Genomic DNA, 18,717 nt, shown 5'->3' on the forward strand with positions numbered 1-18,717 from the left:
CGCGCGGTGACCGGCGACCAGGAGGAACCCACACTCGAGGAGGGCTCGATGTGGAGGTTGGCTCCGTAGCCGCCAGGGGTGGCCGAATTTAACGTCTGCGTCACATCGGCATCCGCCGACGTATCCCCCGTGCAGCCGAGGCGGTCATGAGACAAGCGCGCGCCATTTTGGCCACGCACCAACTGTCCAAGGAGTTCCAGGGCTTCCGGGCCGTGAACGAGGTGGACCTGAGCGTCGTCGAAGGCACCGTTCACGCCCTGGTCGGCCCCAACGGGGCTGGCAAGACCACGCTGTTCAACCTGCTCACCGGGTTTCTGAAACCGTCGGGCGGACGCATCATGTTCAACGGGCACGATGTCACCGGGCAGCCGCCCGAGCGCATCGCGCGCCTCGGTGTGGCCCGCTCCTTCCAGGTCACCAGCCTGTTCCCGCAGATGACGTCCATCGAGCACGTGGAGCTGGCGCTGCAGTCGGCCACCGGTCTGGGCCGCCGCTTCTGGCGCAGCGACAAGCTCATGCGCCGCTTCTCCGGCCGTGCCGTCGAACTCCTCGACGAGGTCGGTCTGGCACGGCTTGCCGAGCGGGCCGCCGAAAGCCTGCCGTACGGGCAGAAACGGGCCCTGGAACTGACCATCGCACTGGCGCTCGACCCGAAGCTGCTGCTCCTGGACGAGCCGACGGCCGGCATGGGCCTGGAGGACGTCGGCCGGATCACGGCGTTGATCTCCCGGATCCGTGCGGGCCGCAACGTGGTGATGGTCGAACACAACATGAGTGTCGTCGGCTCCCTCGCCGACACCGTGACCGTGCTGCAGCGCGGCGAAGTACTCGCCCAGGGCCCGTACGACCAGGTCAAGGCCGATCCGCTGGTCATCGAGGCGTATTTGGGGGCCGAGGTTGCTTGAGATCGAGAAGGTCAGCGCCCGCTACGGCGAGGCGACAGTCGTGGACGACGTGTCCCTGCGCGTCGGCGAGGGCGAGGTGGTCACCCTGGTGGGCCGCAACGGCGCCGGCAAGACCACCCTGCTGCGCTGCGCGATGGGCCTGCACCGGTCGATGTCGGGCCGCGTGAGATTCGCGGACCAGGATGTCACCACGGCGCCTCCGCACCGGCGAGCCCGTCTCGGCCTGGGCCTCGTCCCCGACGACCGCGGCATCTATGCGGGCCTCTCGGTGGGGGAGAACCTCGCCCTGCCGCCGGTCAGAGGGTCCTCTCCATGGCCACTGGAGCGGATCTACGACACGTTCCCGGTGCTGGCGGCCCGCCGCCGCTTCTCCGGTAACAAGCTTTCCGGCGGGGAGCAGCAGATGCTCGCGCTGGCCCGGGTACTGCGGGCCGGGGCACGGCTGTTGCTGTGTGACGAGCCGACCGAGGGGCTGGCCCCGGTCATCGTCCAGCGCATCGGCGAGATCCTGCGTGAGGCCAAGGAACACGGTGTGGCAGTGCTCCTCGTCGAGCAGAACCTCCGGTTCGCCACCACGGTCGCCGACCGCCACTACCTCCTCGCGCAGGGCCGCATCGTCGAGTCGCTGGACAACGCCGACGCGCGGGAGCGCGAGGGCGAACTGCTGGCGCACCTCGGACTGTGACATCCCGTCACCTATCACCACCCCTCCGCTTTCAGTGACGTATCGACCAGGAGGCACCACAGATGAAGCGCACATTGTCGACGGTCGCGGCCACGGCCGCGGTGGGGGCGCTGCTCGCGGGCTGCGGGGGAGGCGGTCCCAGTTCGGGCGGCGGGAAGGTCAGCGACGGCAAGATCGTGCTCGGAGTGCTCACCGATCTCTCCGGCGTCTACGCCGACATCGCAGGTCCCGGCTCGGTCGACGCCGTGCGGATGGCCGTCGACGACTTCAAGAAGAAGTACGGCGACAAGGCGGTCGCCAAGAGCATCGAGGTCGTCAAGGCGGACCACCAGAACAAGCCGGAGGTCGCCAACACCCAGGCCCGGGAGATGTACGAGCGCAAGCAGGCCGACGCCCTCTTCGACGTGCCCACCTCGTCGGCCGCTCTGGCGGTGGCGACCGTCGCCCAGCAGTCCAAGCGGCTGTACTTCAACACGGCGGCGGCGACCACCGAGCTCGCGGGCACGAGCTGCAACCCCTACACCTATGAATGGGCGTACGACGCCTACATGCTCGCGCACGGCACCGGCGCCAAAGTGACCGAGCAAGGTGGCAAGAACTGGTACATGATCTACCCGGACTACGCCTTCGGGCAGGACATGCAGGCGAAGTTCACCACCGCCGTCCAAGGGGCGGGAGGCAAGGTGGTCGCCAAGGATCCCACCCCCTTCCCCAGCGACAACTACTCCACGTTCCTGCTCAAAGCGCCCGGCCTGCACCCGAAGCCGGACGTGCTCGGCGCCCTCCAGGCCGGCGGCGACCTGGCCAACGTGGTCAAGCAGTACGAGCAGTTCAAACTCAAGGACAAAGGCATCAAGCTCGCTGTCGGCCTGCTCACGGACAGCGACATCAAGGCGATCGGCGCCAACAAGCTGGCCGGGACGATGTTCACCACCGCCTGGTTCTGGAACCTCGACGCCAAGTCCCGAGTGTGGGCCGACCGGTTCAAGGAGCGCACCGGCAAGTGGCCCACGTTCGACCAGGCAGCCGACTACTCGGCGGCCACCAACTACCTGGACGCCGTGCAGAAGGCGGGCACCGACAAGGCCGAAGACGTCTCCAAGAAGCTGGACGGGATGAAGATCGACGACTTCTTCGCCCGCAACGCCACCGTGCGCGCCGAGGACCACCGCGTCGTCCATGACGCCTACCTGGCCAAGGTCAAGGACCCGGCGCAGGCGAAGGAAGACGGCGACTACACCGAACTGGTCGGCACCATCCCCGCCGCCGAGGCGTTCGACAAGCCCTCGCCGGACTGTCACATGAGCTGACCCTTCCCGACAGGCGGCCCGCCCGCGACGGCGCGGGCGGGCCGCCGCCCGACGACAGGACCACCCATGGCCTCGTTCCTGCAACAGACTTTCAACGGGCTGGTCAGCGGCAGCTTCTACGCCCTGCTCGCGCTCGGCCTCGCCGTCATCTTCGGGATGCTGCGCGTGGTGAACTTCGCCCACGGCGCCGTCTACATGCTCGGTGCGTTCGGCGCGGTCGTCCTCGCCGACCGTGCGGGGCTCGGCTTCTGGTGGGCGCTGCTGCTCGTACCCCTGGTACTCGCGATCGCGGGGACCCTGCTGGAACGGCTGCTCATCCGCCGCCTCGCGGCCCTGGACCCTCTCTACAACTTCCTGCTGACCTTCGGCATCGCCCTGGTCTGCCAGGACCTGCTGCGCATGAAATACGGCTCGCACTCGCAGCCGTACGAACACGCGCCGTTCGCGGGCTCCCTCGACCTCGGTCTGTTCGACTTCCCCCGCTACCAGGTCTTCGTCCTCGGCGTGTCCGTGACTGCCTGCCTTGCGGTGTGGCTGCTGCTGACCCGCACCCGCATCGGCACCATCGTGCGGGCCGCCACCGAACGCCCCGAACTGACCCGCGCGTTCGGCATCGACACCAAGCGCTGGGTGACTCCCGTCTTCGGCTTCGGGATCGGTCTCGCGGCGCTCGCAGGAGTGCTCGCGGCCCCCATGCGGGCGGTCGACTCCTCGATGGGCGGCGACCTCATCATCACCGTGTTCGCGGTGGTCGTGATCGGCGGCCTCGGTTCCGTCTTCGGCTCGGTGCTGTCCGGGTTCGTCATCGGCATGCTCCAGGCCCTCGGCAATCTGTACGTCCCCGCCCTGTCCCAGACCTCCGTCTTCCTGCTCATGGCAGTCGTTCTGCTGATCCGGCCCGCCGGGCTGTTCGGCAAGGAGGAACACGCATGATCCTCGCCCTCCTCGGCAAGCTGCGCCGGTATCCCACCGCTGTCCGGTGGGGCCTGCTCGCGGCCGGGCTCGTCGCGGCCCTCGGCCTGCCCTGGGTGCTGTATCCGCCGGTCGCCGCCGACATCCTGTGCTGGGGGCTGTTCGCCGTCGCCTTCGACCTGCTGCTCGGGCACGCCGGCCTGCTGTCCTTCGGACACGCAGCCTTCTGGGGCACCTCGGCGTACGTGACCGGGCTCATCGCCCTCCACAACAAACTGCCCTTCTACGCCGCCGTGCTGGCCGGCGCCGCGGCCGCCGCGCTGCTCGCCGCACCGATCGGCTGGCTGGCCGTGCGCCGCAGCGGCATCTACTTCGCCATGGTCACCCTGGCGTTCGCGCAGATGGTGTACTTCGTCGCCAACCAGTGGGGCGACGTCACCGGCGGCGAGAACGGCCTGCAGGGCATCCCGCGGGAACTGCCCGGCATCGACCTGTCGGACTCCTTCCTCTTCTACTACGCCATGCTGCCCGCGGTGCTGCTCGGCCTGGCGGCGGCCTGGCGGATCGTACACTCACCGTTCGGCCGGGTGGTCGCCGCCGTGCGCGAGAACACCGACCGGGTGCGCGCGCTGGGCTACCCAGCCGACCGGTACAAACTCGTTGTCTTCGTCGTCTCGGCGTTCCTGTCCGGCCTGGCGGGCGGCCTCTTCGCCGTCAACCACGGCTTCGCCTCGCTGCAGGAGGTCTACTGGACGACCTCCGGCGAGGTTGTCGTGATGACGGTGCTGGGGGGCATCGGCACCCTGTGGGGCAGCCTGCTCGGCGCCGCCGTCGTCGTGCGCCTGGAGGACTGGCTGTCCACCGCCGGCTTCGAGGAGACCGGGCTGATCACCGGTGGTGTCTTCATCGTCGCCGTGCTGGTCTTCCGGCGTGGGGTGTGGGGCACGATCGCGCATGCCGTCCGGGCACGCGCGGGCTCAGAGCCCGAGGTCCACGAGCCCGGGTCCGGCACTGGGAAGGATCATGACAGCACGCCGCAGCGCGTGTCATCGTAGGCAGCCCACCGCGCCCTCACAGGCTGCGGTGCAGCACAGCTCACCAGGTGCCGCCCGAACCGCCCGAGGGGGGACCATGACCACCGACCTGTCACCGAGCAGCCCGGGCATCGACACGGCCCGCAGCTTGCTGCGCCTGCTGCGCGACCGCGCCACCCCCGAGGCCTACGAGGCACTCCTCGACGGCTGCCCCGCCGGCGAGCTACCGCACCTGCGCCCACTGGTCGACGATGCGCTGCACGTCAGAGCCCAGCTGGAGGACCGTCGCCGCCGCGAGGACGAACTCGCCGCGCTGTACGAGACCGCGGGCGACCTCTCCTCCCTGCGCGACCTGGAGGCGGTGCTCCAGGCGATCGTCCGCCGGGGCCGGGTCCTGCTGGGCGCGGACGCCGCCTACATGATGCTGCACGACACCCGGCGCGACGACAACTACGTACGAGTCACCGACGGCATCCGCACCGACGCCTTCAAACGCGCCCGGCTGGCCATGGGAGCTGGGCTCGGCGGCCTGGTGGCCAAGACCGCCGTCCCCTACAACACCCCCGACTACCTGCGTGACGCGCGCTTCGACCACACCGTCGACGACGTCGTGCGCGACGAAGGGCTGATGGCCATCCAGGGCGTGCCGCTCAAGCTCGGTAAGAAGGTCATAGGGGTGCTGTTCGCGGCCAACCGCAGCGCACGCCCGTTCCCCGACCACGAGGTGGCTCTGCTCGTCTCGCTGGCCAACCACGCGGCCATCGCCATCGAGAACGCCACCCTTTTCCAGGAGGTCCGGCGCGCCGTCGACGACCTCACCGAGGCGAACGCCGTCATCCAGGCCCACAGCGCGTCCGTGGAGCAGGCCGCCTCGCTGCACGAGCGACTGACCAGCATCGTCCTGCACGGAGGCGGTATGCACGACGTCGCCGAAAACCTCGCCGAGGTACTCGGCGGCAGCATCCTTGTCCTCGACCCCGCCGGCCGCGTCATGGCCGCCGTGGGCGGGGATCCGGTGGTCGAACACACCGGTGTGGGCGGCGCCCTCCTACAGGAGTCACCGACCGCCCGCGCGGTGCACGAAGCCTGCATACTGAGCGCGGAGTCCCGTCGAACCCGCCGTATCCCCGGTTCGGGAACCGGTGCCTCGGCCTGCGCCACGCCGATCATGGCCGGGACCGAGGCGCTCGGGTCCCTGGCCCTGGTGAGGGAGCGCCTCGACGCCGTCGACATGCGCTCACTGGAGCGCGCGGCCCTGGTCACGGCGCTCATGCTGCTGAGCGAGCGCGGCGTCGCCGAGGCCGAGCACCGCCTGCGCGGTGAGATCCTGGAGGACCTGCTCGGAGCCCCGCACCGCGACCTCGAGGGACTGCGCCGCCGCGCCGCCCTGATGGGCCTCGATCTGAGCCGGCCGCACACCGTTCTCGCCGCCCGATGCCGCGGCGGCGGACACCGCCGGGCCATTGCCGACGCGGCCGCCACGTTCGCCGCCCAGGCAAAGGGCCTGGCCGGCGAATACCGCGGCGACGTCGTCGTCCTGCTACCCGGCGATCACACTCCGGCGGAGACCGCCCGCTCACTGGCCGACCACCTGTCCAGGACCGTGGGCGACGCGGTCACGGTCGGCGGCACGTCGGCGGCTCCGGGCGTCGACGCCGTCATCGCAGCCCACCGCGACGCGGCGCGGTGCCTCGACGTTCTGCTCGCCCTCGACCGGGACGGCCACGGCGCCTCCCCCGACGAACTCGGCATCTACGGGCTGCTGTTCAGACAGGCCGGCCGCGAGGAGCTGCGCCGGTTCGTGCGGCGCGTCATCGGACCCGTGCTGGACTACGACGAACGCCGCGGCGGCGAGCTCGTCCGCACCCTCCTGGCGTACTTCGCCTGCGACGCGAGCCTCACCCGCACCGCGACCGACCTGTTCATCCACGTCAACACCCTGTACCAGCGCATGGACCGCGTCACCGCCCTACTGGGACCGCAGTGGCGGCACGGCGACCACGCGCTGCAGGTCCATCTCGCGCTGAAGGTACACAGCGTGCTGGCTGCGCACTGAGCGAACGGCCGCCCGGCGTCGCTTGTACTCGGCCATGAACGCCTTGACGTCCAACCACACCTGGAATTCGGCTCCGAACATGTCGGCGTCATGGGCGCTGCCGTCGACGAGGTGCAGCTGCGCGTCCGGTGCCTTCCTGGACCGCTTGTACAGGGCCGTTACGTCCTCCGCTCCAAGCGGTTTCCGACCATCCTTCCGGCACGTGAGACGAGGGACGACGGAAAGGCCACCGGAGCAGTGACCAACGACATTCTCGTGCGCCGGCGGACGGCAACCCTCGGCAGGATCTGCCGCCAACTGTCGGGAAGTTGAATCCTACATACCAGCAGCACTGCACAGCGTCACCAGCCGCTGTAAGAGGTCCTGCAGTAGGACTGGCCGCCCCGCGCCTGGTGAGCGGGCGCAGGGGCGGCTGCCTTTGTCAGCTCAGATCGTCACGAACTCGTCGCTCTTCGTTGTGGTGAGGATGCCGTTCTTGGTCCTGAGGGTGATCGTGAACTGGTACACGTCTCCCTCGGGGAAGTCGCCGGCGTTCACGGTGATGACGCGGCGCAGAAGGTAGCCATCGTTCTTCGTGGGGGTGACGGACCACCCGAAGCTGCCATCGGCCACCCTCTCCGCCAGCCGTTGCCGCGCAAACGCCGTGACGCCGCCCGACGTTGACGCCGCGCTGAGGTACAGCGTGTAGGCCATCTCCGCGTCTCCGACGGCGTCCCCTGCTTCCCCTTCGATGATGAGGTCGAAGTTGGCCTGCTGGATCCCGGCGACCTCGTTCGGGCTGGTGTCCTGGCTGCGTCCCCCCGTAACTGCGGTGAAGGCCCGAATTAACTGCACGTCGTTGGTCTGCATGATCGTTTTCCCCTCCCTGCCGACCGCGCGCCCGTCACGTCGCGGCTTCGGCATTCGCATGCGGCAGTATCTCCCCGAGGGGGTGAGACCGGATGCGGTCGGTCGGGCCTGGATGGAGGGGAGTGGGGCACTCCGCGGTCGGCTGTGGTGCGCCCGCGCGAGGCTCCGGGGTCCCACTACCCCGTCCAGCGCATGGGGCCTCGACACACACCGGCACGCGCTGAACGCGGGTGGCGGTGCAGATGTGGCGCGAGGCCGAGCAGTTCGAAGGCACCGCCATCGCAGCGGTGGGACCGGCGAAGTTCGACGGGCACCGCGGCCGTCATGAGCCGCCGGCCCTAGGACTCGCTCAATCCCGAGGAAATCGACATCCGCGGCGGCGGCCAGGTCGCGGCAGCCATGTCCTGGCAGTCGCGTTGCCCCTTGCAGTCCATCGCATCCGTACGAGCCCGCCCGGCGCCGCACCCGATGATTTGAGGTGAGTCTTTACGGGTTCACGGACGCGTGCCGGTCGGCGGCGACCTCCTCCGTGGACAGAGTGACCGCGTCGTGACCTCACCGAGATTCTGACGCACAGAAACTTGATAGGTAAGGCTTACCTCATTTACTGTCCGCGCTGTGTTCGCCAACTACCTCATCGGCCTGCGCGAGGGACTCGAAGCGTCCCTCGTCGTGGGCATCCTGGTCGCCTACCTGGTCAAGAGTGACCACCGTGACCGGCTCGCGCCTCTGTGGGCCGGCGTGCTAGCCGCCGTGACCCTCAGTCTCGCCTTCGGTGCCGTGCTCACCTTCTCCTCCTCCCAGATGTCCTTCGAGGCCCAGGAGGCTTTCGGTGGCAGCCTGTCGATCGTCGCGGTCGGCTTTGTCACCTGGATGGTCTTCTGGATGCGCCGCACTGCCCGGCACCTGAAGGCCGAACTGCAGGGCAGGCTCGACGCCGCCCTCGCAATGGGCACCCTGGCCCTGGTCGTCACGTCGTTCATCGCGGTCGGCCGGGAGGGGCTCGAGACAGCCCTTTTCATCTGGACCGCCGTGCAAGCCACCGGCCAGAGCACTGCCCCGCTTCTCGGCGCTGGTCTCGGCCTGGTCAGCGCCGTCGTCCTGGGCTACCTCTTCTACCGCGGCGCCGTGAAGATCAACCTCGCCAGGTTCTTCACCTGGACCGGTGCCGCCCTGGTCGTCGTCGCTGCCGGGGTCTTCTCCTACGGCGTCCACGATCTGCAGGAGGCAGGCGTCCTGCCAGGGCTGAACGACATCGCCTTCGACGTCTCAAGCGCCGTTCCACCCGACAGTTGGTACGGCACCCTGCTCAAGGGCACGGTCAACTTCAGCCCGGCCTCCACCTGGTACGAGGTTGCCGCCTGGCTCGCCTACATCCTCCCGGTGATGACCGTGTTCTTCCTCCCTGGCCGGAGCAACACCCCGGCCCCTGCCGGTGCTCCGGCCAACCGCTGACTCCCCACGCAGCGCCCTTTCCCGCCCCACCGCTCTTTCGGAGATCACCTATGCGCACGTCTCGCACGCTCCCCATCCTGGTCACCGCCGTCCTCGCCCTCCCCCTCCTGGCCGCCTGCGGCGGCAACAACTCCAGTGGCTCCGCAAGCGACAAGGTGGCCATCACCGCCACTGACACCGCCTGCAAGGTCGCCAAGACGGAGCTGAAGACCGGCAAGATCGCCTTCGCCATCACCAACAAGGGCGACAAGGCGACCGAGGTCTACGTCTATGGCAAGCACGACGGCGCCTACGACCGCATCGTCAGCGAGGTCGAGAACATCGGTCCCGGTACCTCCCGCGACATGCAAGTCGAGCTGGGCGGCGGCACGTACGAGATTGCGTGCAAGCCCGGCCAGACGGGCGACGGCATCCGCCAGAAGATCACCGTCGAGGGCGCCAAGGCGAACACAGAGGCCGAAGAGGAGGCATACGACCGCGAGGTCGAGGTCGAAGCCAAGGAGCACCAGCTCGAAGGACTGGACACGCTCACCGCCAAGGCCGGCGAGAAGATCGAGTTCAAGCTGGAGAATCAGGGCACAACCGAGCACGAGCTGGAGGTCTTCGGCCCCGACGGCAAGGAAGTCGGCGAGGTCAGTCCGGTCAAGCCCGGAACCACCGGAGAGGCCGTCATCACCCTGGCCAAGCCCGGCACGTACACCTACAAGTGCGGCATCGCCGACCACGCCGACAAGGGTATGAAGGGCAGCTTCACCGTCAGCTGACGCACCACCTCTTCCGGCGCGGATGGCGGAGCCTGGGCGGCCACCGCCATCCGCGCGCACCGACCGCCGACTCGAGGAGGACGCGACGCACGGGTCAAGCGATCAATCCGGGCAACCGGTCCCCCGCGCAGCAGGCGTCGACTCACGGGGGACCGGGGCGGGCAGGCGCTTTCGGCGGACCTGCGGGCGCACGGGCCGTCCCCACGCGCGTTCACCTTCGCTTCCTCCTCCACCGCCGCCGAGGCCGCCCATCTTCAGGCCGTGCCACGGTCGCAGCCTCAGCAGGCCGCCCGAAGCGCGCAGCCGGTGCAGGCCGGGGACGCGGCGGCGTTGCAGGTGAGGGGATGCTCGGTCCAGCAGTCCGTTGACGCTGGTGGCAGACTCGGGCGCTGCAACGAGGGCAGCCAGGGCGAGTGGCACGGCGTCCACCGTGATGACGAAAGTGGATGGCCTCTCAGCCCAGTGCAGCCGGGGACTCGGAGTCGGGGACGAGCAGGTGAGGTGCGCCGGACCCGTCAGCCCGCACCGTCCAGACATCAGGGTCGCCGCTGCTGTCTCGTACCGTGTAGGCGAGCGTGGCGTTGTCGAGCCAGGCAGCCTGGTCGTCGATGCTGCGGGTCTCTGCCAGCGGCGTCACCTGCATCGAGGCCAGTTCGAGCACGGACAGGCGCCAGCCGCGGGGGGGATCGGCGCCGATGGCCTCCTTGAACGCGATGCGGGTGCCGTCCGGTGACAACGACGGGCATTCCACGTTCTCCTCGCATCACGCGGGGGCTGTCCGCGGCGAAGCCCCGGACAGCCCCCGTCGACTGCGCCGCCACGACATCGTGCTCGCGGACACCGGCGCCGGGAGGATGTGGATGGCGCGCCTCTACCCCACCTACGAGCCGGACACGTGCCTGGTCTCCAACGGTCTGTCCACCATGGGTTTCGCACTGCCGGGCGCCATCGCCGCCAAGCTCGCGCGACCGGACCGGCGAGTGCTCGCAATGATGGGCGACGGCTCGTTCCTGATGAACTCCCAGGAACTGCAGACCGCTGTCCGCGAACGCGTGCCACTGGTCCTCCTCGTCCTGGTGGACGAGGAATACGGCCTGATCACCTGGAAGATGGAACTCGAACTCGGCCGTCACAGCCACACCCGGTTCACCAACCCGGACTTGGTCGCCTACGCCGAAAGCTTCGGCGCGCGAGGTTACCGGATCGAGACCGCCGACCAACTGCTGCCCGTGCCGCCCCGCGCCCTCGACGACACGGTCTCCGTGATCACCTGCCCGGTCGACTACTCCGAGAACCTACGCCTGACCGACAGGCTGGGCAGTCTTCATGGCCCGTTCTGACCTCAGAACAGGGCCGACCGACCACCGGCATCGACGAAAATCGTGTGGCCGCAGCCGTGCGTGGGCTACACCAGCGTGCGTGTGCACGGACGGCAACAAGGACACCGGCACCGGTCCGTCGCCACCGAACGTGAGACAGGGGCGTTCGTTTGAATGACCCCTAATACGCGCGACTAATACGCGCGACCCGGGTTGAGGATGCCCTCGGGGTCGAAGACGGCCTTGATGCCCGTCATCAGCTCCCGCTCGGTAGGACCGAGTTGTGCGTCGAGGTGGCGCGTCTTGAGCGAGCCCACGCCGTGCTCGCCGGTGATCGTGCCGCCGAGCGCGAGCGCGGCGGCCACGATGTCGTCGAACGCGGCACCGGCACGATCAGCGGCGTCACGGTCGGTGGCGTCGTAGACGATGGTCGGATGCAAATTGCCGTCGGCAGCGTGGCCGAAGGTGCCGACCAGCACGCCGTGGTCGGCAGCAGTTCGCTCGATCGCGCCAAGCAAACGGGGAAGGTCCTGGACCGCGACGCCGACGTCGTCGAGCAGCGTGGTGCCCAGTCTCTCCAGCGCCGGGTACACCGTTCGTCTGGCCTGCATGAACATCTCGCCTTCCGTTGGGTCGGCAGTGTGCAGCACCTCGGTGGCACCCCCGGCTTCAGCCAGCCTGGCACAGGTGACGGCTTCCTGATCGGCGGACGGCCCGTCGCACTGGATGAGCAGGAGCGCCCCGGCCGACTCGTCCAACCCCATGCGTGTCAGGCGATTGACGGCGCGAATGCAGGTGCGGTCCATGAGCTCCACCGCCGCTGGGTCGGCGACCGTCGCGATCTGCAGCACGGTGTCGACTGCCTGTTGGGGTGTCGGGAACACGGCCACTGCGGTCGCCGTCGCCGTCGGGAGCGGTCGCAGTCGCACGGTGGCGTCCACGATCACCGCGAGGGTGCCTTCGGAGCCGACGAGGAGCCGGGTGAGGTCGAGCCCGGTGACGTTCTTGCGGGTCGGCGGACCGGTACGGATCACGCGGCCATCGGCGAGCACGGCCGTCAGCGCGGCGACATGGTCAGCGGTGACCCCATACTTGGCGCAGCACATGCCGCCTGCGTTGGTCGACAGGTTGCCGCCGATGGTGGAGATCGCCTTGCTGCCGGGGTCCGGCGGATACCACAGGCCGTGCTCGCGGGCGCGGGCGTCGAGATCGCCGGTGACCACGCCCGGCTCGACGGTTGCCGTCCGGCCGGCCACGTCAAGGGCCAGGATCCGGTCCATCGCGGCGAGCGAGAGTACGACGCAGCCGTCGATCGCATTGGCCGCGCCGGCCAACCCGGTGCCGGCCCCCCGGGTCACCACCGGGGCGCGATGGTCGCCGGCTGTGCACAGTGCGGCAATCACGTCATCGGTCGAGCGGGCACATACCACCGCCGCCGGGCGCCCCGCGGGAGCCAACAGGCATTGGTCACGCCGGTAGGCCTCCATCGCGTCCCGGTCGGTGACCACCCGGCCCGGGAGCACGGCGGCCAGGGCGGCGGCGACGTCCGCGACAACCTCGGTCATGGTGTCTCCGGCTCGTAGAAACCGCGGACGTGAGCCACGACCAGCTCGGCGGCTCGGTCGGAATCGCCCGCGTCCAGCGCGTCGACGATCGCCTGGTGTTCGGCCAGCAGACGCGCGAGCACCGTGCCCCGATCGGCCACCGCGGCGAGCGCGTCGAGCAGGTAGCCGGCGATGCAGTCGCGCAGCACGCCGATGACGAACCCCACCGCCTGATTACCGCCGGCATAGGCGAGTTGCACGTGGAAGTCCACGTCAGCTGCGTGGAAGGTATGGATGTCGGTGTTCTCCACCGCTGCAGCCATGGTCGCCAGGCAGGCCCTCGCCGCATCGGGCACGGAGGTGGTCTGCCGTATCGCCTCCGCCTCCAGCAGCATGCGAAGCGCCACCAGGTCACCCAGCGGGATCGCGCCTACCTGCAACGCGGTACTCAGCGCCAGGCCCGCCGCGCCCGCCGTGCGCTCGTGGGTGACGCGCGGACGCGCGGTGGAGACGGTATCCGCGCCGCTGATCAGGCCGTGCGCCTGCAACACCCGGAGCGCTTCGCGGATGGTGGACCGCCCGACACCGAAGGACTGGGCGAGTTCGGTCTCCGTGGGCAGCTCGGTCTCGGCGGGGAAGGTGCCGTCGATGATGGCCGCTCGCAGGCGCTGAGCCACGTCCAGACTCAGGGGCACGCGCGATACCGGCGAGATCGTCATGCGGCACACGATAGCTTCTTGCCTGCTTGTCGGACAAGCAGCTATCGTGCTCCTCGCTGTGCCTCAGGACACAGAGGCCCCTAGCCTCGAAGACGCGGAAATCAGGTGGCGCCATGACCGACAAGCTCGAGCTCGACCCGGCCAAGACCGCAATCGTGCTCATCGAGTACCAGAACGAGTTCACCAGCGACGGCGGCGTGCTGCACGGGGCGGTCGCCGACGTCATGCAGCGCACCGGCATGCTTGCCAACACCGTCGCCGTGGTCGACACCGCCCGGCGGGCCGGAGTGCCGATCATGCACGCGCCCATCACGTTCGCGGAAGGCTACGGCGAGCTGACCCGACACCCCTACGGAATCCTCAAAGGCGTGGTGGACGGGAAGGCGTTCGTGAAGGGCACGTGGGGCGCGGCCATCGTCGACGAGCTGACTCCGGTGAACGGGGACATCGTCATCGAGGGCAAGCGCGGGCTCGACACCTTCGCCAGCACGAACCTCGATTTCATCCTTCGCAGCAAGGGCATCGACACGATCATCCTCGGCGGCTTCCTCACCAACTGCTGCGTGGAGTCGACCATGCGCACGGGTTACGAGCACGGCTTCCGGGTGATCACCCTGACCGACTGCGTCGCCGCCGTCTCGCAGGAGGAGCACGACAACGCCATCTCCTACGACTTCCCGATGTTTTCGCTGCCGATGACCTCTGCCGACGTCATCGCCGCCCTGTAGTCCCGCCGTCCGTTGCCCCTGGTGCACCAACAGTAGACATCGCCTGGAGCCGGCAGTGTGAGACGCACCGGCGGCCCCGCTCCAGGCGGTGTCCGACCATCTTTCCGGGCATGTGAAACGAGGGACGGCGGAAGGGTCACGGCAGGGGTGATCAACGGCATTCTCGTGCGCCGGCTGACGGCAACCCGCGGCTGGATCTGCCGCCAGCTGTCGGGAAGTTGAATACCGCGTGCCGGCAGCGCTGCACAGCAATCAAGGTCCCGGGTCTAGATCCCGGCCGGTGACGAGCGACGGTCCGAGACCGTCAACCAGTCGCTGCGCGGACCGTCCCTTCGGACGGAGTCGTCTGCTGCACCGTGTCGCGCAGGGACCAGCGGGCCAAGGGCGACTGCTGTCTGCGGGGGCTGATACTGGACGGCCGAGGCACGTCGAACCGGGTCATCGCCTCGCGGCTGCCGGACAGCAACGAGAAGAACTTGCAGCAGTTCGTGAACCAGCCCACGTGGGACCCCGTGCCGGTGCAGCGACGGATCACCGAACGCATGCTGCCGTTGGTCGAACCTGCGGCCTGGGTGATCGACGAGGTAATGGTGGCCAAGAACGGAAGGATGTCGGCCGGCGTGGCACCACAGTACTGCGGTGCCACGGGCAATCGGGCCAACTGCCAGGTCGTGCCACCGTTCACGCGACAACCGACACCGCCTCCTGTGGCGCCTGTTCCTGCCCCAGGAAGGGGCATCGGACACCGACCACCGGACCATCACTCGCATCCCGCCCGAGGTCACTCACCGCGAGAAGTGGCACCTGGCCCTGGACATGCTCGACACGCTCGCCGCCCTACGGCACCAACGCGTATCTGCGGACGGCGCTGGCGAACGCGGAATCGACTACGTCCTGGCCGTCCGCTCGGACGTGAGCGCCCCCTTCGAAGCAAAGCCCGTGGGCTCGGCCCGCAACGGGCCATCGGATGCCGGCCGCAGCCCCGCTACCGCGATCTGGCACCATCGGTGACAGACCAGACCTGTGGCCCGGCTCGAACCGGAGGCATTCACCCGTCTCACCTGGCGGCAGTGCTCGCGAGGGAAGTCGCCCTCCCGCTTCGTCGCCGTGCGCGTCCACCCCGCCGGCAAAGCAGTCGAGCGTCCTGTCCAGGCCGCGGCCTCGTCCCAACGGGGCTGGTGGGACGGGACCCTGCCCGACTGCCGCCTGCTGATCGCGTGCCCCCAGGCCCGGCCGCCGGCATCCGCGTCAGTGCACCAGCGGGTTGAGTAATGCACACCCGCTCAGAAGTGGCTCGCTTATGCGAAGTACGGACGTTCATCGGCCTGTCCTGGTGGCGAGGGCCGGGCGGTCCTCCGTGTAAATCCTTGAGCGATGACGTGAGCAATGCTCAGCATCGGCGCCGACGAAGACCATGGGTCCTTCATATTTTCGCATCCTTTCGTGGTCAAACGTAAGCGCAGCGCAATCGACGTGACGCGAAGTCCCCTTGAGTAGGTCTGGAGGCCGCAAAAGACTGCTGCGGTAGCAAGGCCGCGTTTGCCGCCCGGGATCCGCGGCACAGCAGTCACGATCGCAATGTGAGGAGAACGTCGATGCCCGACGCCAGTCGTCGAGACGCCGCACACTCGATCACGCTGACCGACGGCACCGCCACCCGAACCCGGGAGGCGGCCCCCGTCGACCTGGTGCCGGTCCAGGAATTGCACCGACGTTGCTCGCTGGGCAGCCGAGCCCTGCGATACCACGCGGGCAAGTCCGGGCTCTCACCTTCCGAATGGCGTCAGTTGTCTAGCCCAGAGCGCGGGACCACGCTGGTGACCACTCCGGCCGAGTGTATGGACCACATCATCGCCATGACCAATGTCATGCGCACCGATCAGCAAGGAGTGGGGGAACTCGCGATCCTGGTCGAGGACGCGTGGCAGGCAAGGGGGCTCGGCACGGCGCTGGCCGAACATGCGGCGACCGTTGCCCGCCGCGAGGGACACCAAGCGCTCGCCGCCGTGGTGGCGGCGAGCAACAAGCGGATGCTCCATGTCCTTCAAAAACTGGACGCGACGCCGGTCGACGCCACCGAGCCCGTGCTTGACCTCCGCATCCTGCTCTAGCGCTCGATTCCGCATTCGGTGGGTACAGCTGCTGGTAGCTGGGTGGTTGCGGGTGTTCGCGGCAAGTGCTGGGTAATGGTGCTGCGGGCACGGTCGGGCCGTGACGAGGGCGAGCGAGTGCTGATCCACCGTCTGGCGTTGTAGGCGAACACATGGACGTGGCCCTGGCAAGATTTTCGTGTCCGGAGATCACCACGGGGAGGTGGCCCGGTCGGAGTAGCGGCGTCTCAAGTGGGCGATCAGAACGACGCGTTGCCGCAGGAGCGGGATGCCGGCGCAACCTGCCGTGATCCGTTTCTGGAGCTTCACGTCCGTGACGCGGCCTTCATTCATCCCGGAGCTGTAGGCGGTGATGATGCCCTGGACCGCCGCGTCCTGGTCCTCGCGGATCCCCTTCGCCAGGCCCGCCAGGGTGGGATGTCCGCAGGTGGCGAGCTGTTCGAGCCAGCCGGGCAGTTCAATGGCGTCGTGCTGGTCGAGCATGGCGGCGAACTCGCGCACCATTTCGTGGATGTCTGCCAGTTCCGGACAGTGAGCGAACAGCAGGCGGAGCCGTTCCTGGGCGTCCAGGTGCCGACGTTCGGGCGGAGCGATGATCCATCGGGCGACCTGGAGGGGTGAGGGTGCATGTGTCTGCGGGGCCGGCGTGCCCTTCGTCTCACGCCAGGACGCGACGGCGACTTTGACGCGATGGCAGTGCCCGCGGTAGCCCTTGGCGGCCAGCGGTAGGGCGCAAGGGCCGTGGGCGGGTGGAACCGGGGACGACGGACCACCTCCTGCCAGCCGGTGGCGCGGGCGTACTTGTGCACGGTGCGCCGGTTCAAGCCGCGTTCACAGGCGATCGCGCTGATGCTGCGGCCCGTGCCGGTGTGCTCGTGGACGGTCTCGAACAGGCGCTTCGCGTGCCGCCCGGTCCGAGTCGTCTCCAGCGACGGCCCAGCACCTGCGAAAAGCGGGAAATCCTCGTGTTCAGCGGGCGGCAGGACGACGGCTGCCAGGCAGGCGCGGTGCGCGACCGAAACGCCCTGAACCCGCCGCGACAGGCCCTGCCAGAGAGGGAAGCGGTCGCGCGTGTCGGCTGGCGCCAACGAGCAGGTGATTACCGACCACACATGAGGCTGCCGGCCGTTGAGTTGCTGGAGCCGCGCCGCACCGCGACCGAAGATATGGGGCACACCCTTCGGGGGCGAGTCGGCACCGGGCAAGCGGACCAGCGCGTGGGAGCCTCATGACCTTGAGGTGCGTCTGGCCGGATCCGCGGGCCAGCGGGCGGGTTGGACGGTGCCTTGGGCGGTGAGGGCGATGGCTGTGTGCTCGTTCAGAGCTCCTGGTGGTATTCCCGGTACGTGTCCGGTGGATGGTGTGGGCTCGTGGGTGGCGGCCGGTCCCAGGGACAGGCGGGAGACGATGCGGTAGCGGTCGCCGCGGTAGACGGAGTGGACGTATTCGACGGGCCGTTTGTCCGTGTCGCTGGTGAGGCGTTCGAAGAGCAGGGCGGGCGACAGGTGCGGGATGGTGAGGAGTCTGGCTTCGGCCTGGCTGACGACGGTGGGTTCGATCGTCTGGGTGGCTTCGCTGACCTGGACTCCGTGGCGGTCGCGGAGGTGTTCGTAGAGATCTCCGGCCTCGAGTTCCTCGGCGGTGAGTGCGGGCACGAGGGCTGCGGGGATGTGCAGGTGCTCGATGGCCATGGGGGCGCTGTCGACGAGTCGTAGCCGGGCCACGTAGACGATGTCGGCGGCGGGTGACACGTGCAGTTTGCGTCCCACGCGGGCGCCGGCCGCAATGGTGGTGAATTCCAGCAATCGGCTCGACCAGGTGCCGGATGCCCGTGGGAGGACGGCTGCGTGCTGGTCTGAGATGAGTTCCTGTGTGATCTTCTCGGGTGCCACGAACATCCCACGGCCGTGTTCGCGCACCAGCAGACCCGCTGCGACGAGTTCTCCGGCGGCTGCCCGCAGTGTTGGCCGGGAGACGTGCAGGGCGGCGCACAGGGAGCGCTCGGACGGGATGGCGTCACCCGGGTTGAGGGATTCGATCAGTTCGAGGATGTGGTCTCTGACGCGTTCGCGCTTCAGGACGGCTCCCGATTCCTCTGCGTTCATGTCGCCGTCCCCGCCCCACCGCGCCCGTTCGCTCCCGGCACCGTTCCTGGCCCTTACCACCGACCTCGTACTGGTCAGGTCCAGTGTAACCACTTCGCGTCTCATGCGGCGAGGCCCTGGGAATGCGGACCACCTCAAAAGGCAATAGGGCACTGGGGGTTGACGCCTCGGTTGGTCTATGCCACCTTCAACGACCAGCAAGAGGTAACCTGACCAGTTAC

General features: G+C 68.6%; 17 protein-coding genes and 2 pseudogenes. 13 read left to right on the forward strand and 6 right to left on the reverse strand.

Going from position 1 to position 18,717, the window contains the following annotated elements:
• The first annotated feature begins 146 nt into the window (after window positions 1-146).
• The 6 genes from ACFY1J_RS38855 (at window position 147) to ACFY1J_RS38880 (ending at window position 6,902) form a co-directional block, all read left to right on the forward strand.
• Window positions 147-905 (forward strand): ABC transporter ATP-binding protein, encoded by a 759-nt coding sequence (locus tag ACFY1J_RS38855; RefSeq protein WP_390732886.1) that lies wholly within the window; start codon window positions 147-149, stop codon window positions 903-905.
• Window positions 898-1,590, forward strand: coding sequence for an ABC transporter ATP-binding protein (locus ACFY1J_RS38860; protein WP_390707667.1), 693 nt, complete (start codon window positions 898-900; stop codon window positions 1,588-1,590). Before ACFY1J_RS38855 ends, ACFY1J_RS38860 begins: the two co-directional genes overlap by 8 nt.
• Window positions 1,591-1,652: 62 nt before the next feature.
• A complete protein-coding gene (locus tag ACFY1J_RS38865) occupies window positions 1,653-2,900 on the forward strand; it encodes an ABC transporter substrate-binding protein (protein ID WP_390707668.1) in 1,248 nt (415 codons plus the stop codon).
• A 66-nt stretch (window positions 2,901-2,966) separates the two neighbouring features.
• Entirely contained in the window at window positions 2,967-3,833 is an 867-nt protein-coding gene (locus tag ACFY1J_RS38870; RefSeq protein ID WP_390732887.1) for a branched-chain amino acid ABC transporter permease, read from the forward strand.
• On the forward strand, window positions 3,830-4,867 hold the full coding sequence (locus ACFY1J_RS38875; protein WP_390707670.1) for a branched-chain amino acid ABC transporter permease: 1,038 nt from the start codon (window positions 3,830-3,832) through the stop codon (window positions 4,865-4,867). The genes ACFY1J_RS38870 and ACFY1J_RS38875 overlap by 4 nt, the downstream gene beginning before the upstream one ends.
• Window positions 4,868-4,943: 76 nt before the next feature.
• Window positions 4,944-6,902, forward strand: a complete 1,959-nt coding sequence (locus ACFY1J_RS38880) for a GAF domain-containing protein (protein WP_390732888.1) — start codon at window positions 4,944-4,946, stop codon at window positions 6,900-6,902.
• 426 nt (window positions 6,903-7,328) lie between these two features.
• On the opposite strand, the gene ACFY1J_RS38885 is transcribed toward ACFY1J_RS38880, so the two are convergent.
• Window positions 7,329-7,811: a hypothetical protein gene (locus ACFY1J_RS38885; protein WP_390707672.1), complete on the reverse strand. Its 483-nt coding sequence runs from the start codon at window positions 7,809-7,811 to the stop codon at window positions 7,329-7,331.
• Between the two features lie 558 nt (window positions 7,812-8,369).
• On the opposite strand from ACFY1J_RS38885, the gene efeU reads away from it, so the two are divergent.
• On the forward strand, window positions 8,370-9,206 hold the full coding sequence (gene efeU / locus ACFY1J_RS38890) for an iron uptake transporter permease EfeU (protein ID WP_390707673.1): 837 nt from the start codon (window positions 8,370-8,372) through the stop codon (window positions 9,204-9,206).
• Window positions 9,207-9,256: 50 nt separating this feature from the next.
• Window positions 9,257-9,970, forward strand: coding sequence for a cupredoxin domain-containing protein (locus tag ACFY1J_RS38895; RefSeq protein WP_390732889.1), 714 nt, complete (start codon window positions 9,257-9,259; stop codon window positions 9,968-9,970).
• A 454-nt stretch (window positions 9,971-10,424) separates the two neighbouring features.
• On the opposite strand, the gene ACFY1J_RS38900 is transcribed toward ACFY1J_RS38895, so the two are convergent.
• The gene (locus tag ACFY1J_RS38900; protein ID WP_390732906.1) at window positions 10,425-10,721 is read right to left on the reverse strand and encodes a TolB family protein; all 297 of its coding nucleotides are present in this window, start codon (window positions 10,719-10,721) and stop codon (window positions 10,425-10,427) included.
• A 58-nt stretch (window positions 10,722-10,779) separates the two neighbouring features.
• Here ACFY1J_RS38900 and ACFY1J_RS38905 point away from each other — a divergent pair.
• Window positions 10,780-11,310, forward strand: a pseudogene (locus ACFY1J_RS38905) (thiamine pyrophosphate-dependent enzyme); the annotation flags it as partial.
• Window positions 11,311-11,483: 173 nt separating this feature from the next.
• On the opposite strand, the gene ACFY1J_RS38910 reads toward ACFY1J_RS38905, so the two are convergent.
• The gene (locus ACFY1J_RS38910; RefSeq protein WP_390732890.1) at window positions 11,484-12,854 is read right to left on the reverse strand and encodes an FAD-binding oxidoreductase; all 1,371 of its coding nucleotides are present in this window, start codon (window positions 12,852-12,854) and stop codon (window positions 11,484-11,486) included.
• The gene (locus ACFY1J_RS38915; protein WP_390707676.1) at window positions 12,851-13,552 is read right to left on the reverse strand and encodes a FadR/GntR family transcriptional regulator; all 702 of its coding nucleotides are present in this window, start codon (window positions 13,550-13,552) and stop codon (window positions 12,851-12,853) included. Before ACFY1J_RS38915 ends, ACFY1J_RS38910 begins: the two co-directional genes overlap by 4 nt.
• 113 nt (window positions 13,553-13,665) lie before the next feature.
• Between ACFY1J_RS38915 and ACFY1J_RS38920 the strand changes: the two genes are divergently transcribed.
• The 4 genes and pseudogenes from ACFY1J_RS38920 (at window position 13,666) to ACFY1J_RS38935 (ending at window position 16,391) form a co-directional block, all read left to right on the forward strand.
• Window positions 13,666-14,280: a cysteine hydrolase gene (locus ACFY1J_RS38920; RefSeq protein WP_390707677.1), complete on the forward strand. Its 615-nt coding sequence runs from the start codon at window positions 13,666-13,668 to the stop codon at window positions 14,278-14,280.
• Between the two features lie 356 nt (window positions 14,281-14,636).
• Window positions 14,637-14,891 (forward strand): annotated as a pseudogene (locus tag ACFY1J_RS38925) (transposase); the annotation flags it as partial.
• A gap of 28 nt (window positions 14,892-14,919) precedes the next feature.
• Window positions 14,920-15,291 carry a transposase gene (locus ACFY1J_RS38930; RefSeq protein ID WP_390707678.1) on the forward strand — a complete coding sequence of 124 codons (372 nt, stop codon included), beginning with the start codon at window positions 14,920-14,922 and terminating at the stop codon, window positions 15,289-15,291.
• A gap of 584 nt (window positions 15,292-15,875) precedes the next feature.
• Window positions 15,876-16,391: a GNAT family N-acetyltransferase gene (locus ACFY1J_RS38935; RefSeq protein ID WP_390707679.1), complete on the forward strand. Its 516-nt coding sequence runs from the start codon at window positions 15,876-15,878 to the stop codon at window positions 16,389-16,391.
• A gap of 189 nt (window positions 16,392-16,580) precedes the next feature.
• Here ACFY1J_RS38935 and ACFY1J_RS38940 read toward each other — a convergent pair whose 3' ends face one another.
• Together ACFY1J_RS38940 and ACFY1J_RS38945 are read right to left on the reverse strand one after the other, a co-directional pair.
• Window positions 16,581-17,174 carry a transposase gene (locus tag ACFY1J_RS38940; protein WP_390732904.1) on the reverse strand — a complete coding sequence of 198 codons (594 nt, stop codon included), beginning with the start codon at window positions 17,172-17,174 and terminating at the stop codon, window positions 16,581-16,583.
• Window positions 17,175-17,617: 443 nt separating this feature from the next.
• A complete protein-coding gene (locus ACFY1J_RS38945) occupies window positions 17,618-18,496 on the reverse strand; it encodes a GntR family transcriptional regulator (protein WP_390707682.1) in 879 nt (292 codons plus the stop codon).
• Window positions 18,497-18,717: the final 221 nt, after the last annotated feature.

Source organism: Streptomyces sp. NPDC001406, from assembly GCF_042895285.1.
Classification (GTDB): Bacteria; Actinomycetota; Actinomycetes; order Streptomycetales; family Streptomycetaceae; genus Streptomyces.

Excerpts from the sequence above, each read along its gene's own strand:
- ACFY1J_RS38855 (WP_390732886.1), top strand. The coding sequence starts at position 147 with ATGAGACAAGCGCGCGCCATTTTGGCCACGCACCAACTGTCCAAGGAG.
- ACFY1J_RS38865 (WP_390707668.1), top strand. The coding sequence starts at position 1,653 with ATGAAGCGCACATTGTCGACGGTCGCGGCCACGGCCGCGGTGGGGGCG.
- ACFY1J_RS38870 (WP_390732887.1), top strand. The coding sequence starts at position 2,967 with ATGGCCTCGTTCCTGCAACAGACTTTCAACGGGCTGGTCAGCGGCAGC.
- ACFY1J_RS38875 (WP_390707670.1), top strand. The coding sequence starts at position 3,830 with ATGATCCTCGCCCTCCTCGGCAAGCTGCGCCGGTATCCCACCGCTGTC.
- ACFY1J_RS38880 (WP_390732888.1), top strand. The coding sequence starts at position 4,944 with ATGACCACCGACCTGTCACCGAGCAGCCCGGGCATCGACACGGCCCGC.
- ACFY1J_RS38885 (WP_390707672.1), bottom strand. The coding sequence starts at position 7,811 with ATGCGAATGCCGAAGCCGCGACGTGACGGGCGCGCGGTCGGCAGGGAG.
- ACFY1J_RS38895 (WP_390732889.1), top strand. The coding sequence starts at position 9,257 with ATGCGCACGTCTCGCACGCTCCCCATCCTGGTCACCGCCGTCCTCGCC.
- ACFY1J_RS38910 (WP_390732890.1), bottom strand. The coding sequence starts at position 12,854 with ATGACCGAGGTTGTCGCGGACGTCGCCGCCGCCCTGGCCGCCGTGCTC.
- ACFY1J_RS38915 (WP_390707676.1), bottom strand. The coding sequence starts at position 13,552 with ATGACGATCTCGCCGGTATCGCGCGTGCCCCTGAGTCTGGACGTGGCT.
- ACFY1J_RS38920 (WP_390707677.1), top strand. The coding sequence starts at position 13,666 with ATGACCGACAAGCTCGAGCTCGACCCGGCCAAGACCGCAATCGTGCTC.
- ACFY1J_RS38935 (WP_390707679.1), top strand. The coding sequence starts at position 15,876 with ATGCCCGACGCCAGTCGTCGAGACGCCGCACACTCGATCACGCTGACC.
- ACFY1J_RS38945 (WP_390707682.1), bottom strand. The coding sequence starts at position 18,496 with ATGAACGCAGAGGAATCGGGAGCCGTCCTGAAGCGCGAACGCGTCAGA.